7 protein-coding genes are annotated in these 16,126 nt (G+C 41.8%); 2 read left to right on the top strand and 5 right to left on the bottom strand.

Annotation, left to right across the window (positions count from 1 at the left end; translation table 11 throughout):
• Nucleotides 1-5: 5 nt before the first annotated feature.
• The 4 genes from GSQ74_RS19155 to GSQ74_RS19140 form a co-directional block, all read right to left on the bottom strand.
• Nucleotides 6-3,587 (bottom strand): malectin domain-containing carbohydrate-binding protein, encoded by a 3,582-nt coding sequence (locus tag GSQ74_RS19155; RefSeq protein WP_158995820.1) that lies wholly within the window; start codon nt 3,585-3,587, stop codon nt 6-8.
• Nucleotides 3,588-6,428 (bottom strand): glycoside hydrolase N-terminal domain-containing protein, encoded by a 2,841-nt coding sequence (locus GSQ74_RS19150; RefSeq protein ID WP_158995819.1) that lies wholly within the window; start codon nt 6,426-6,428, stop codon nt 3,588-3,590.
• A 5-nt stretch (nt 6,429-6,433) separates the two neighbouring features.
• Nucleotides 6,434-9,178 carry a hypothetical protein gene (locus GSQ74_RS19145; protein ID WP_158995818.1) on the bottom strand — a complete coding sequence of 915 codons (2,745 nt, stop codon included), beginning with the start codon at nt 9,176-9,178 and terminating at the stop codon, nt 6,434-6,436.
• A gap of 497 nt (nt 9,179-9,675) precedes the next feature.
• Complete coding sequence (locus GSQ74_RS19140; protein WP_158995817.1) at nt 9,676-11,226, bottom strand: glycosyl hydrolase family 65 protein; 1,551 nt, start codon at nt 11,224-11,226, stop codon at nt 9,676-9,678.
• Nucleotides 11,227-11,498: 272 nt separating this feature from the next.
• Between GSQ74_RS19140 and GSQ74_RS19135 the strand changes: the two genes are divergently transcribed.
• The gene (locus GSQ74_RS19135) at nt 11,499-13,151 is read left to right on the top strand and encodes a polysaccharide lyase family 1 protein (protein ID WP_158995816.1); all 1,653 of its coding nucleotides are present in this window, start codon (nt 11,499-11,501) and stop codon (nt 13,149-13,151) included.
• Between the two features lie 101 nt (nt 13,152-13,252).
• On the opposite strand, the gene fbp is transcribed toward GSQ74_RS19135, so the two are convergent.
• Nucleotides 13,253-14,302, bottom strand: a complete 1,050-nt coding sequence (fbp, locus tag GSQ74_RS19130; protein ID WP_158995815.1) for a class 1 fructose-bisphosphatase — start codon at nt 14,300-14,302, stop codon at nt 13,253-13,255.
• 663 nt (nt 14,303-14,965) lie between these two features.
• Between fbp and GSQ74_RS19125 the strand changes: the two genes are divergently transcribed.
• Complete coding sequence (locus GSQ74_RS19125) at nt 14,966-16,126, top strand: iron-containing alcohol dehydrogenase (RefSeq protein ID WP_158995814.1); 1,161 nt, start codon at nt 14,966-14,968, stop codon at nt 16,124-16,126.

Below are 16,126 nucleotides of genomic sequence, written 5' to 3'. Positions count from 1 at the left end.
CGGTATTACTGCATCTCTAGTCCCGATATAATTAGTCCTTTTGCATCGATAGCGGTTAATATCACCTTATAGTTCCCTGCATTAATACTGCCATTGGTTGACGTACTTATCGTACCAGATTTGCCTTTAGTTAGTGGTTTAAAGTTTAATACTTCGCGCTTCATAATGGTACCATCGGCAGCTTGTAATTGCATGTTAACAGTAAAAGTCTGGATACTGTTGTTATAATATTTAAAGCTCAAATTATAGCTATCGGCTACACCGGGTGTAATTATCAGCGTTGCTTTTGCACCGGCTGGTTCTGTGAATCGTAATACTTTTTTCTTATTTAAAGTATCCTGAATTATTCCATCGCCCTGAATTAAAGCGTTAGCAACATCATATTTAACACTTCTTTTTAAGTCGACGGCAGGTTGAAGTGTGGTAACAGGTAAAACTGCTACGGTATATTTTCCATTCTTGCCATACTGGCCTAATGGAATGATAGCATTGGCTGCGTATCGTTTCTTATAGAGTACGAAATCACTGCCGCCGTCTTCATCTGTTTGCAAGGATAGGCCCGTTGGCTGATAATCCTTTAACCATTGCGGCCTGTCTTCGGCTTTAACATTCATGGCGATGTAAACATCGGCAGCAGTGGTAACCGCAAAGCGTGCCGGATGAGATGCATCGTTTGCTGTGGTTTTGATCCAGTCGGCACCATATAAGGCAGGCGGCAATTGGCTGAAACGTATATCCTCGTTTGCATAAACTTGCTGACCAATATCCATCCATGACTGTATAGACCATTTGTTTTGTTTTTCGACGTTAAGATTCTTAATAACTCCACCCGAAGATGCAGCGGGAATTACTTTTTGATTTAATGTGCTTATAGCAATAGCTGAAATAATAGCTTCGCCAGCGGCGGTATGTGGAAAGGATATTTGTAACTGTCCGCCGGTTACATGAACAGTAAACGTCTTTTTCAGCGCGTTATCACAGCCAGCTTCTTTCCAAATGTCAAAATCTTTTAGTACCGTTTTATTGTTTATGGCGATGTTGAACAAGCGCCAACCGGTGCAATCCATTCCGCCGCCTATACCATACCAGGGCTCGGTAAAATAGAGTTCTACCCGGTAATCGCCATCCGGTACCGGGAACTGGTATTTTAGTTTATTCATTCCAAAGCGGTACGACTGGAATAGCAGCTCATCATTAGTAGAATGGATTACATCAAAAGTCCGTTGCTGGCTTCCGAAAAACGCGGGCATCCCGGCATAATCATCCGTCCATGAAAGTGAACCCCATGTTTTTTTACCGCTTTTGTGTGCATCGGTTAGCCATAAGTTCCCCTGCTTGTCGGTATAATCGGGGCCGCCGCAATTTACACGATATAGATATTTGTAACCTTTGGCAGGCTTCATTATATCTGAATTGCCGGATGACAGTTGCTTTAAATTGGGTGAGGCTAGCAGATGATTTAAAACGATATAATCCTTTGCTACGGCTTTTCCATTTACATAACCAATAGCATATAATACGTTGTATTTGATGTCGACATTGTCCCATTGGAAATGGGTGCCTATACCCTGCCGTGTTTTTTTGCCAAGCGAAATTGTGCCTGCATCGTTAAATAATTCAACTTCATCACAATTGGAGTAAACTGTAATACTATCTTTTTTGCCTGGTTTAAGCCATCTATTTGGCCAGGTATGCGATACAATGTAAACCATTGGCTCTTTTACCTTATCGGCGTAATTAGCCCTGTACATATAGAAAGCATCAAGCGGTTGCCCCCAAATGGTGAATAAACCTTTATAATTTACCGGGCCAACACGATCAAGTTCCCGATAGCCTTCGCCGCCTTGCACCCTGCCGGGGTTTTCATGCGAGTAAAGCAGCCACATAAATTGGCCGGCGGCTTTATCTTTTACAGATTCAGCCAGTTGGACTTTCTTTTCCAGTAGTTGGGTCATGCGGTCTTCGCTTAGGATATTGGTTTGCGCGAATGGCCCGTTTGTATGTAAATCAAGGCTACGCCATGCGCCGTACTCGCCTACTAAAATGTCTTTTTTCAGATCTGAAGCATAATCAAATACGTTGCCGCCGTAAGTACCTGACCAGTTTTGAGGAACGTCCCAATCTATACCCCTCCCACCGTTACAAGTTGTTATTTTGCGTTGAGAGGAGGCGGTTGGATCAAGGCTGCGGATGATGGCGGAACATTCCTTGGCAAAATCCTCGGGCAAACGGCTCTCGTTTTGGAGTCCCCATAGGATTACTGACGGACTGTTGCGACGTTCGATTATCCAATCCCTTAACAGGGCTTTAAAGTTTTTCCTAAACCCGGGCGTATCATACCAAATGTGCGCTGTGTATTGCGGCCACCAAAGTATGCCCAGTTTGTCCCAATATTTTTGATATTCAAGGTTATGCGGTTGGTGCGCATCGCGGAATGCGTTAAAACCCGCTGATCTTAATTGCATTACCCTTGCTCTTATCTCCTGGTTGCTGAAGGCATGGCTGTTGCCCATTAAATGCTCATATTCAGCTATGCCGTTGATAAATACGGGTTTGCCGTTTAAATAGAAACGATTATCGCCGTTATTGCGGCCGATTGGCCAGCTAATCCAACGGATGCCGTAAGGAATAGATGTTTGATCAACCACATGGCCGTTGATCGTTACCTGTGCTTTAACGGTGTATAAATACGGATTGGTAAGCGACCATAAATGTACCTGCTTAACTTGTGGCATTGTTTGCTTCGCGGTAGCGGTTGCATTTGCATCAAGGTTAATTACTAATTTTGTTTCGGCAACTACATTTCCACCTGCATCAATTAGTTGGTTGATAACGGTTACTTCACAAGGTTTACTGCTATAGTTTTTAACTGTTGTTTCGAGGTTTAGTGTGGCTGATTTTTCGGAAACGGTAGTATCATTCCACACATGGATGCCGAATGGCTCTACCCTTACTGGATTGGTAACGATGAGATGAACGGGCCTGAATATACCCATTGGCTGCGAACCTTCGGAAAAACCAGGATCATCGGAATCGCCGCCGCTCACCCAAGGGAGATCCCTGATAAAAGCAGGATGATCTGCACGGACACAAAGCAGGTTGGAGCCTTGTTTGATGGCATTGGTAACATCAAGTGTAAAAGTAGTACGGCCACCGGCATGGTAACCTACCTGTTTACCGTTAAGCCAAACTGTGGCATAAGACCCAACTCCCTCGAACCATAAAAAATAACGTTTACCCGGTTGCTGTTTAGTAATTACAAAGGTTTTGCGGTACCAGGCGTAACCATGCAAATTGCCATTTTTTAAACGGCGGTAACCTCCGTAAGTATCCCAATTATGCGGTACATCAACGGTTAGCCAGCCTTTATCAGCGAAACCTGCTTTTTCAAAACCCTTATGAGCGTTTATGTTATGTTCATCGGCTATGGTGCGCCAGTTGCTGTTGAGCAATATTTCCTGACGAGTAGTTTGCTGCGCGATTGCGGAATGGCTGGCAAAAACTAAAAACAGCAATATAAAGATAACGAAAAACGGCCGAATTATCAACCGCAAAATCAAATCTTTATATGTTTTAGATTTTGCCATTTATATTTTTTTCAAATCACCATTAAACTGGTATGACCTGCCTTTTTGTGTATTGATGATGATTGTTTTTCCCTGATAAAGGAGTTTACAAACCCCTCCTGCTTTTGACAGTACTTTAACATTTTGCAACACTCCATTCTCCCATTTAAAATCCAACACAAAACCACCACGGGCGCAAATGCCTTTTACATCTCCGTTAGGTAAAGCTGTAGGCAGCGCGGGCAGTAATTCAATCTCTTTTCCCTGACTTTGCAGCAGCATTTCGGCAAGTCCGGCGGCTCCGCCAAAGTTGCCATCTATCTGAAATGGTGGGTGGGCATCAAATAAGTTGTGATATACGCCACCCTTTTCTTTTCCTGAGCTTACATCAGCGGGTGAAAGCAGCATATCGAATAAACGCATGGCGTGGTCGCCCTCTTTTAAGCGGGCGTATAAGTTTATTTTCCAGGCGATGCTCCATCCTGTTCCTTCATCGCCACGGTATTTGAGGGATTGTTCGGCAGCTTTCATCAAATCGGGCCTATCCCAGGTAATGTCCGTACCGGGATAAACGCCCCACATGTGCGATACATGGCGATGGGTATCGGCGGTATCGTCTTTATCTTCCATCCACTCTTGTAACTGTCCGTATTTACCAATTTTATTAGGTGCGATTTGACCGTACATGGATTTCAGCGTATCGATAAACTTAGAATGAATGCCCAAAACACCTGCCGCGGTAATCGTATTTTTGAACAGATCGCGGATGATCTGATGATCCATCGTCGGCCCGGCAACCAAGCCGCCATGCTCCGGCGAATTTGACGGGGTGCTGATGAGGTAGCCTGTTTTAGGATCTCTGGTTAAAAAATGAACAAAAAATTCAGCCGCGCCTTTCATATCCGGATAAGCACGATCTTTCAGGAACACCTGATCTTTGGTAAATAAATAGTGCTCCCATAGCTGTTGACAAAGCCATGCGCCACCACTTACCCAAATACCATGTGTAGATGAATTTACCGGGGCAGTTCCGCGCCATAAATCGGTGTTATGGTGCAAAACCCACCCCGGTGCACCATAGTGTACTTTGGCGGTGACCTTGCCTGTTTGCGCCAGATCATCAACTGCATTAAAGAATGGGGCACTGCATGCTGATAGATTTAATTCCTCGGCAGGCCAGTAGTTCATTTCTAAATTGATGTTGGTGGTAAATTTGCTGCCCCAGGGTGGCGTAAGCAGATCGTTCCACAAGCCCTGCAAATTCGCGGGCTGACTGTTGCCCGGTTGCGAAGATGAGATCAGCAAATAACGACCATACTGCACATACAATGCTATCAAAGCCGGATCGGCAGTATTACTGAATTTCAAGATACGTTCATCAGTAGGCAGCGCATCATTTGGAGTCACTCCTAAATTGATGGAGAACTTATTGAAATAAGATTGATAATCTTTAATATGGGCGGCCCTTATAATCGCATAACTTCTATCAGAAAGCTTGTTGATGATATTTTTACAGATGGTAGCAGGATTACCGGAAACATCTTTATAGCTTTTAAAATTGGTTGCAGCAGTTAGGTATAAGGTTGCCTCATTAGCGTTGCTGATGGTTATGTCATTTGAATTTACCGCTACCTTGCCCCCTATGGCATCTACATGTAAATAACTAACACCTTTTAGCACCCCATCGCTTACTTTAAGTGATAATGCCAGCGTACGGGCATCGACCCTATAAATATTAAAAGACCTGTGTAAGGTTTTAAGTAATGCTCTAAAGGTTATGCTACCGGGTTTGCTTGCAGTTAGGTGTACAGCTATAACCTGGTCTGGTGCGCTTGAAAAGTATTCGCGGGTATAGATAGTACTGTTTGATTGGTAGCTAACATGGGCGATGGCTTTTGTCAGATCAAGATCGCGGGTATAGTTTGACACCTCCAGTTTAGGGAATTGTAGATAAAGATCAGCAAAGGGTTGGTATTCGGCATTATATGCAGGATGAGCCGGTGGTGAATCGTTTTGAATGGCATATTTCCAATTTGATTTTAGCGCAATAAAATTTGTTGGTGAATCTTTTTGATAAACACCCAATTTTTCTTTTACCGTGGTTAATCCTCCTTTATCATAAAAGTTAAGCACCTGAATGGCGATGGTATTTTTGCCGGGATGAAGTAAACCAGCCGGGATTGTGTAACTACGATTTGAAGTATTATTGGAAGAGCCAACCAAATGACCATTTACATAAGTAAAATCCATATCACGAACCCGGCCGATATTTAAAACCATTGCTTTTCCAATCATATCTGCGGGCAGGTCGAAACTATTACGAAGCCAAACAGCACCATCTAAGCCCTCAAAGCCAGGAAGGACTTCCCATCCATTTGCCTGGGGTTGCGGAATGGTTTTCCATTTACTATCGTCCAAATCAGCTACAGCATACGATATATCCGAGCGCATTTTTTTGACCCATGCTACTGAATCGGCATCATAGGTAAACTCATGGCTTTTCATCCCCATAAAATGTTCCTGGGCAATTGATTCGGCTTCGGCTTGTTTGCCTTCGGCGATTAGGCGGCGGATGATGGGTAGATATTTTGAGGCTCCTTTACGAGCATACGCTCTCGGGCCGCCGGTCCATAAGGTTTGCTCATTAAACTGGATGTGATCCTCATCTGCACCGCCAAATATCATGGCACCTAAGCGGCCGTTGCCAATTGGCAGGGCATCAGTCCATTTTTGGGCGGGTTGTTTATACCAAAGTCTTAAATTGCTTTGTGAGAAACCATGCTCAGGACTAATAATTACGAACAGCAGAACTGTTACAGTAAATATTATCCGGCTTGTAAATATGTTGGTTTTCCTGTTCATTTAAATTAGTTAAACAACCATCTTAAATCTTTGATGTTACCTTCATTACTTAAGCCTGCATCATAAACCGGGATGGTGGCCGAATCATCCACAAAACCCAATACTAAACATGCGCCTTTACCTAAACTTAAGGTATTATTGCCAGCTTTAAAAGTGTAGGTATGCACATTCACCGGAGGTAAACCATCGATTTGTATGGCGTTGGAGATTTTAATATCAGCCTGACCATAATCATTTGCAGTCGCATCTGTTTCCAGCTGAGGCTCCTGTAAATACTTGCTTTCTTTACTTAAAAAGTAGCCAACCAAAACTTTAACAGGTTTGGTATTGGTAAAGTTGATGGTGGTACCATCGGTAACCTGGGTAGCTCTATTTAATTTGATACCCTGTAAGCCTGCCAGTTCGGGGGCGATGTTTTTAATCTGGGCAGTAGTATCCGCAAACACCTGGCTACCTGTTGTTACTTTGTAAAAACTGGAATTAGTTAAAGTTACCGGGGCATCAACCAATTGTATTTTTTGCTGCTTTTTGGCGATGGATTTCGGCATTTTAAGCGAATCGATATTTCGCTTAAAATTGTTTAGTTCCTTTTGGTAGAGTGGTAACAGTTCAACCCAGGTTTTATTTTTACCATCGTTACCCCCTACCGGGATCTTGCGTTGTTTGGTTTGCATACTGTTGGCATACAGATAGGTATTTTTGGTGAGATCTACCAATTGCTGGTAATAATTAAAGCTAATCTGTAATTCAGGCAAAGCCTTATCCAAATCACTGACATCATCAGAATATTTGTAGCGCAACACCCATAATGCAGCCTTTGCTTTGTGCGCATAGCTGTTAGCCATGGCGTTATAACAGTACATATCGTTTTTGAGGCGATTAAATTCTACCCTATCAGTAGTTATACCTTTATCGGCTGCATTAATAGCTTTTACCGCGTTGTTACCTTCTTCAATAATATCATTAATTACCTTAACCGGTGTTTCGCCAACGTGTGGCTGGTGTTTCCATTCTTTGGCTGCGTACTCACTTAGCATTTCTCCTTCAGGGCCTTCAGAGTTATAGAGTAATGAGAATAAACCATATTTTTCAGGATCAACCAATTCACTCATGGTCATGCCAAGCGTCATGGTTTGGCGGTTACCATCGGTTATACCGAAACGTCTTAATATCTTGGGTGATATCTCGCCAGATTGCTCGTAGGCGTCTAAAATATCTTTACCATGCTCAAAATCGCAGCCATATTTTGAGGATAGTTGCTGTGACCAGTATTTTACTTCATCCCCCCTATCACGATGGCAATTCCATGCATAGCGCGACCATTCTTTATACCAGATCCAGTCCCTATCCATTTCCAATTCACGTGTCGAGGTATTGTCGGCGGTATATGGCCAATCCCAGTAAGATGCCTGTGGGTATATGTGGATCCCGTTTGATTCGTCGGTACTATGCATCGCCTGAACGCATTTCTGTATAAAATCATCTGATCCATACCTGAACGGCTCAAGGTTAGCCAAAATATGCACATTTTCAATTTCAACAGGGCCAAGTTTACTCAACGTTTGATGCAATTCGGCCCAGGGGCCATGTGGTGTATAAGTAGTTAAAGCTTCGCCATTGTACTTGATCATGGTATACAGGTTACTGTATAATGGCTTGGCATATTTCATATCTGATGGTGCATCGGTATCATGGGCACGCAATACAATTGGCGGCTCATCTGTACGACCTAAGGCATGCAGTCCATCTTTCACGCCGGGAATTATTGTTTTAGTGAACCAATCAATATCATCCTGCCCAACGCCTTCCATTGCCTCGCCCAAAGTTACCAGCAAACCTACGTTAGGGTATTTCTGCACAAATGCAGCGATAGATTCACGAGTGTAATCAGCTATGATGGGTACAATATGGCGGTTGCGGTCTTGCGTTTTGAGGTGATTATGTTCGGCAAAAGGTTTGGAAACGATGATGTTGTAAAAACCCTGTATTACCCAGATGCCCCGTTTGTCAGCTTCACGGGTAAGGAAATTGTATATATCTACGTTCTTTTCATAGGTAGCTTCATCTACCTCCAGGGCATAAGGATAATCCTTTACCTTAACAAGTGAAGCGAAAGGGTGACCACTCCACAAGTAAAGCGAGTTCATGCGGTTTTGAGCCAATGAATCCAGATACTTAATCCAAAGCGCCTTATCGTAAAACCATGGGAAATTTTGTGGAGTATAAGGGTATTCATACGTTCCGCGACCGGGTAATAACTCTGGTTTTTGAATCCCTATGCAGGCACCGCGCAGCACCATTTCAGGTTGATCTGTTTTATTGATACTTATGGGGAGCGAATGATTTGATTTTAATTCGTCGGCCAGTTCAAGGCATCCGTACAATGCACCGGAATTATCTGCACCTGCAATAATTATATTGCCTGAGCTGCCATTTATGGCAAACCCTTCTTTACCGGGTAATTTGTTTAGGTGGATCTGCCATTTAGTATAATACTTTTTGATCAGGGGATCATTTAACAATCCGATAATTATGGTGCTGCCGTTATTTTGAAGATTGGCTTTTTCAGTTACCGCATAACCTTGCATCTTTAGCTGCTGCTCCAATTTTTGCACACCGTACTTAACACGCGCATGGGCTGAACCCGAAAATATGACGGTAACGCTTTTTGTTGATTTTACACCAGTTGCATTACCAATAACGACGCTAAACAAACAGGTACAAAAAACAATATTAAATATAATCTTCATAGACTAACAGGTACAAACACAATGAAAAGATTTGCAAATATTCGGCAACAAAACATTGCAGGAAATTGGTATTAAAATAAACTTAGGTTAAAATACTTTACGGTTATATAAACAGCCAAATCTATTAGTACAGAGGCATTAAATATTGCTGATTTTTTTCAATCTATTGTACTATGTTATCATCAAAGAATGACTTAAATTTAAAACCTGTACAATTCGAGAATGTTTCATTACTGGAACAACAGGGGTTTTAATTCGAGATTTTTTGCGGTTAAATGGTTTAAATTATGCTAAAAAATGGGCAAAAACGAGTCTTTTTCGCCATTTTCAAGGTCTATTTTGGCGTTTTTCAAATCGAAAAACGACTAAAACAAGCTTATTTGGGTCATTTTTATAACCTAAAAACGGCGTTTTCGGGTACTTTTCGGGCGTTTTTGGGGCTAAAAGTGTACCAACTGTACCACTTGTTCCATATGTGCCGTGGTACAATACGGTTATTAGTTTAACTTAACGGTTACTTTTTTCAGCTCAGTTCCATGATAGATAACTTTGCCATCAGCATACACAAAAAAGCCTGCCCCGTGGTGATATTTTGATCCCTTTTCATCCCACAGTATGCTTAGGATGTGACCGTGGTAAGCCACATTATCCAGACAAAACCATGCCCACTGTCCTTTTGGTATGAGCGGAGAAATTTCGAGCACATTGTCGGCCCTTGGCCTTAGCCCAACCAAGTCGCTGATAACCAGATCGCAGAAGCCGGAGTGGTTATAATAACTGCTTCTTGGGTTATCGCCTTTTAGCCAATAGCCTGTTTTTTCATCCTGATATTCACCCAGATAAGGTACACCCCGCTTAATATGCGACATGGCGTATTTATGAAATTGATCATAGAAAACCTTCGCCGACATATCATCATGATTGGTATAATTGTCAATCAGGTTGGCTAATGCCTTTAAGGTTTGGGTTGTAGCAAATGGCCATATTGCCCCATCCCATTCGCTGCCATGCCCGCTGCCATGTGTACGGAATAACGGGTGACGTCTTTCCGCAGTAGTTATCCCCCATGGCGCGTTAAATCCTTTAACATCTGTTAGTTGATCCCATTGTTCAGCATATTTCGCCTTATCATCCGGCAGGTTAAAATACCACGGGATAAAGCCTAACTCCTCACGGGCATCGGCAAAATGGCCATCAGGCTTTCTCACCTCGAAGAATTTAGCGCTATCGTCCCACAAACTATCTTGTACCAATTGCTTAAGCTGCTTGGCTTTTTGCTGGTAGATGGTTTTCAGCGTGTCGTTACCAGTTATAGCGGCCATTTTAGCTAAGGCATTGGCATTACCAAACATATAGCTGTTGATGGTTGGGCGTATATTCTTCACATGCCTGCCGCCGCTGATGGATTCTTCCATGGCATCCCTTACATCATACTGCCAGAATAGTTTACTGGGTAATTGATGCTCGCTTTCCCATTGGCGGTAATCATTATCCAAGGCCGGAAGGGATTGCTTGATGAAAGCCTTATCCAGGTTAGTTAGATAGAAATTATAAACAGCGTCATCTAACCAACTACTAAAGGCGTGCAGATGTGGTTTAGCTTGCTTAGGATCATCGTATAGCCAAAAATTGATATAATCCCTGATGTACTCTTGATCGCGCAGCCAGCGACCTTCATATATCTGGTGACCCAGCGCGCTGCTAACGGTATTGTATTCGCCGGCCCAGTTTACGTTGGTGATGAATTCTGTAAACACAAACCCATCGGGAGTTTTTACCAGGTGCTTGCGGAATGTCCACCAGCGGTAATAATAGATTTTCTCGATAGCGGAATCCGGGCATTCAAAAAGCGGAACGTTATCTGCCAACCAAGTGAATGCATGATCGTTGGTGACATAGTTTTTTACAGTTTCTGTATCGATGGAATTAAAATAACTAACATAGTTTTTTAATTTATCGGTAGTAAGTATATGTTTTTGCTGAGCCCCGCAGAAAAGGCTTGCGCTTAGTATTATTAGTATTGTGAAAGAAATTGACTTCAGCTTCATTTTAGATATACATTAATTGACATCCCGAAAATTATAATTGGCCTAATAATCAATGTAAATTTATAGGTATTTATCATTAAAAAACAAGCAGATAGGCCATACATGCTAAAATTGTATATCAGCTAGAAAAAATCCTATACTAAACGACTTTTTGTAGTTCGCATATTTGAAATGATAATTTTAACCTAATTATCTGGTAAATTGTATAAACTGTAACCGGTATTGATAACCAATGTGCCGGTTAACCATCACCAAATTATAATTAAAAAAAAATGAAGAGGAACATCATTGCTTTGATTGCCTTAATGGGCGCTGCCTTTACCTGTCAGACCGCTTTGGCGCAATATCCGCGTGTGCCACCGGCTATGCAGGCAAAAGCAGATTCTATTTACAAGATTGAGAAACTACGCTCTGATAAGGCATTTGAAAAAGCCATGCCAGCTATCGAGAAAGACGAAAAGAATGGCAAGCCCTATATCCCATGGGCAGCAAAACCATCGGATTTACCACAAGCCAAAATACCCGCATTCCCGGGTGCTGAAGGCGGCGGTATGTACTCATTCGGTGGTCGAGGCGGTAGGGTTATCGAGGTTACCAACCTGAATGATTATGGCCCGGGCTCTCTTCGTGATGCCTGCGAACAAGGCGGAGCACGAATAGTAGTTTTTAATGTTGCCGGTATAATTCATTTAAGCCAGCCGATCAGCATAAGGGCGCCATACATCACTATTGAAGGACAAAGCGCACCCGGCGACGGAATTTGCATTGCAGGTGAATCTGTTTGGGTAGATACCCACGATGTGGTGGTAAGATTTATGCGTTTTCGCAGAGGCGCTACTAATGTAACCAGTAGGGATGATGCCTTCGGCGGTAACCCGGTAGGTAATATTATGGTTGACCACGTTTCAGGAAGCTGGGGATTGGATGAAGTAATGTCGATGTACAGGCATGTTTATAATCGCCAGGGTAAAAAAGGAGATAAATTGCCAACTGTAAATATTACCATGCAAAACTGCATGTTTGCTGAGGGGCTGGATACTTACAACCATGCGTTCGGCAGTACGCTTGGCGGCTTAAACAGCACCTTTATGCGCGATCTTTGGGCTAATAATATCAGTCGTAACCCTTCTGTAGGCATGTATGGCGATTTTGGTTTTGTAGACAACGTAATATTTAACTGGTGGGACAGAAGTGCCGATGGTGGTGATAACAATTCACTATTTAACTTCTTTAACAACTATTACAAACCAGGGCCGATAACAGATATTAAGAAACCGGTTGGGCACAGAATATTAAAACCAGAATCGGGCAGATCGCCGGAGAGTAAGGGCTTATTTGGCCGTGTTTACGCCAATGGTAATATTATGGAAGGTGATGAAAAAGTAACCAAGGATAACTGGGATGGTGGTATACAAATTGGTGAAATGCCAGATGCCGGTAAATATACCGACAGTATCCGGGTTAATAAACCGTTCCCGATAGCGCCTATAACAGTTATTTCTGCAAAACAGGCATATGATTATGTTTTGGATAATGTAGGCTGTTTTTTACCGAGAAGAGATGCTGTTGATAAGCGTATCATCAACGACGTAAGAACCGGTAAAATAGCATATGTGGAGGGTACTGATAATAATAACGGCAGCAAATGGGTAAAACACCGTTTGCCTGATTCATCATACAAAAAAGGGATCATAACTGATATTTCACAAGTAGGTGGCTACCCTGAATACAAAGGCACACCTTACAAGGATTCGGATCATGACGGTATACCGGATGCTTATGAAATTAAACATGGCCTTAACCCGCATGATGCCAGCGATGCTGCATTACCAGCAAAAAACGGTGGTGGCTATACCAACATTGAGGTTTATCTAAATAGTCTGGTACCATTAAATACTGTAATACCGATAGGCTATAAAAACTAAATACCCCTTATCCTAATCACAACAAAACCCCTGGTTTGCAAATGCTTACCAGGGGTTTATTTTTTTATTATCGATTTTTATAGGGGTATAAGCTTAACTAGTTATTGTATCTCTACGGCGCCTTCAAAGTTTTTTTTGGTTATCTGCGGAGAGAATGAGGCCATAAATTCTTCAGCTTTCTTCACCATATTTTCCGAGCCAATAAAAATCGGGGAACGTTGATGCAGTTCTTTTACTTCCAGATCCAATGTTCTTTTATAGCCGTCGGACGCGCGGCCACCAGCCTGCTCAATAATAAAGGCCATTGGGTTACACTCATAAATTAAACGCAGCTTTCCTTTGATTGAACTTGCTGTACACGGGTAAATGAATATCCCTCCTTTTATCATATTGCGATGCAGATCGGCAACCATAGAGCCCGTATAGCGCGAGGTATAAGGCCTGTTGGTAGCTTTGTCTTCCACCTGGCAGTATTTGATGTATTTTTTCACCCCATCAGGGAAATGGGTGTAATAGCCCTCGTTGATAGAATAGATAATACCATCCTTTGGTATCGACATATCCGGGTGTGATAAGCAAAACTCGCCGATTGACGGATCGAGCGTAAAGCCATTAACTCCTTTACCTGTAGTATAAACTAACATGGTTGATGAGCCGTAAATGATATAACCAGCGGCTACCTGTTGAGTTCCTTTTTGTAAAACATCATCTTCCGTAGCTTTTCCATTGATTGATTTACGCCTGTAAATTGAAAATATGGTACCAACACCAACATTCACATCAATATTTGATGAACCATCTAAGGGATCAATAGCAACTATATATTTCGCGTCTTTTGAAATTTCTGAATCAATATAAACGTATTCGTCATTTTCTTCCGATACTACTATACAACATTCGCCACCGCTTTTAAGGGCTGCTATGAATTGCTCGTTAGCATATATGTCTAGTTTCTTTTGTCCCTCACCCTGCACATTGGTAGTGCCGGCTTCGCCTAAAATATCAACCAAGCCTGCCTTATTAATTTCACGGTTAACAATTTTCGCGGCGATTGCCAGGTCGCGCAGCAACCTTGATAATTCGCCTTTGGCATAAGGAAAATCGGATTGCCGTTCAATTATAAATTGCCCTAAAGTTCTTACTACTGTCATCTGTTCGGTTATTTGGTTAAATTCAGGAAACTTAACTGGTTTATTGTTGAGTTATGGTTGATATTATTTGTATTATAATATCTTAACTTAAATACAAATGTATTGCCGAAGTAACGTAACAACAAGCTTTAGGCCACCTATATTTACTTTAACGTTATCGTAAACAGCCACCTTTACAGTTAATTACAGCAAAACAAACCCCGATTTACCATTTAGAATATTGCTATTTAATGCTTGCTGTAGCCTCTACGTTTATACTCAAAAAAAACATTTGGCAAATTAACCCGGCAATAGAAATGGCAATATCATACAATTACTTGAACAAATTATACAACATGTAAATAGTGTCCTTTAATACATTTGTTTTATTAAATCTAAGCCGTAACTAAAATGTTACCGGTTTACATTTTTGCAAATAACAAACGAATGCTGTACAAGGGGATAAAACACGGATCGAGTATTTCAGCAAACATTTTAATTATTGCAAAGATGTTTTGCTGGACGCATGCGGAACCTAAATTTCTAAAATAAAATATGATAATTATATCAGATAATATTATCGCGATAAGTGATAGAGTAAAATATTTATATCAATAATTTTAGAAACATATGCTTTTAATAATTTTAACTAACCAATGTATCGGATATACAGACAGATAATATATGATTATAACTAATACCCCACCTCTTTCTGTTTATTTCCCTGGCAAACTGGTTTTCGCTAATGGTTCACTGGCTGATTTACCTGCCGAAATCATCAATACCGGATGCAATAATGCTTTTATTATAACGATAGAACCATTACTTGCGGTATTACAACAATTTGTAGAACAGCTAAGGGCGAATAACATTTCGGTGTCCATCAATACCAAAATCCAGCAAGAACCTTCATTTACCGACTTTGAAAATCTATTGTCGGAAGCAAAAAAAAATGCCCCTGACTTGATCATTGGCATTGGTGGCGGCAGTGTATTGGATGTTGCCAAATTAGTTGCCGCCCAATTGGATAACGATCAATCTATTAACGAAATAGTTGGCTCAGGCTTTTTAAAAGGGCGAAGCAAGAAGTTAATATGCGTACCTGCCACATCAGGTACAGGTAGCGAGGTTTCGCCAAATGCTATTTTAGTTGATGATAGCGATGGTCAGAAAAAAGGGATCATCAGCCCATACCTTGTGCCTGATATTGTTTACGTCGACCCGCTTTTAACCATCAGCGTTCCGCCTTCTATTACAGCAGCAACTGGCCTTGATGCTTTAACACATTGCATGGAAGCTTATACCAATAAGTTTGCCCATCCTTTTATTGATGTATATGCACTGGAAGGCATGCGACTTATTGCGGCGAATCTTGTACAGGCTGTTAAAAACGGAGAAGATGAAAATGCACGTTACCAGGTTGCTATGGGTAGCTTATTAGGCGGTTTTTGCCTGGGCCCTGTAAATACTGCCGGGGTGCACGCCCTATCCTATCCGCTGGGTAGCACTTTTCATTTGGCGCATGGGCTTTCCAATGCTCTATTACTGCCATATGTAATGGCGTATAACATGGTAGAAGCACCCGAACGGTACGCCAATGTGGCTTTGGCTTTGGGTTGTACAAAAGGAGCTAACGATTGCGAGACCGCGAAAAAAGGCATCGAAAAAATAAAGGAATTAATAACAGAGTGTAAGGTAATTGCACGGTTAAGGGATCTTGACATCCCTCAAAGTGCTATACCAATAATGGCGAAAGATGCCTTAAAAATACAACGCCTGTTAAAAAACAATCCCCGCCATATAAGCGAGGAGGATGCCATAGATATTTACAACGAAGCGTATTAA

Origin of the sequence: Mucilaginibacter sp. L196, from assembly GCF_009765905.1 — a bacterium.
In the GTDB taxonomy this organism is placed as follows: Bacteria; Bacteroidota; Bacteroidia; order Sphingobacteriales; family Sphingobacteriaceae; genus Mucilaginibacter.
The sequence above is the reverse complement of the archived record's forward strand: the minus strand, read 5'-3'. Positions and strand labels throughout refer to the sequence as shown.

Excerpts from the sequence above, each read along its gene's own strand:
- GSQ74_RS19145 (WP_158995818.1), bottom strand. The coding sequence starts at position 9,178 with ATGAAGATTATATTTAATATTGTTTTTTGTACCTGTTTGTTTAGCGTC.
- GSQ74_RS19140 (WP_158995817.1), bottom strand. The coding sequence starts at position 11,226 with ATGAAGCTGAAGTCAATTTCTTTCACAATACTAATAATACTAAGCGCA.
- GSQ74_RS19135 (WP_158995816.1), top strand. The coding sequence starts at position 11,499 with ATGAAGAGGAACATCATTGCTTTGATTGCCTTAATGGGCGCTGCCTTT.
- fbp (WP_158995815.1), bottom strand. The coding sequence starts at position 14,302 with ATGACAGTAGTAAGAACTTTAGGGCAATTTATAATTGAACGGCAATCC.
- GSQ74_RS19155 (WP_158995820.1), bottom strand. The coding sequence starts at position 3,587 with ATGGCAAAATCTAAAACATATAAAGATTTGATTTTGCGGTTGATAATT.
- GSQ74_RS19150 (WP_158995819.1), bottom strand. The coding sequence starts at position 6,428 with ATGAACAGGAAAACCAACATATTTACAAGCCGGATAATATTTACTGTA.
- GSQ74_RS19125 (WP_158995814.1), top strand. The coding sequence starts at position 14,966 with ATGATTATAACTAATACCCCACCTCTTTCTGTTTATTTCCCTGGCAAA.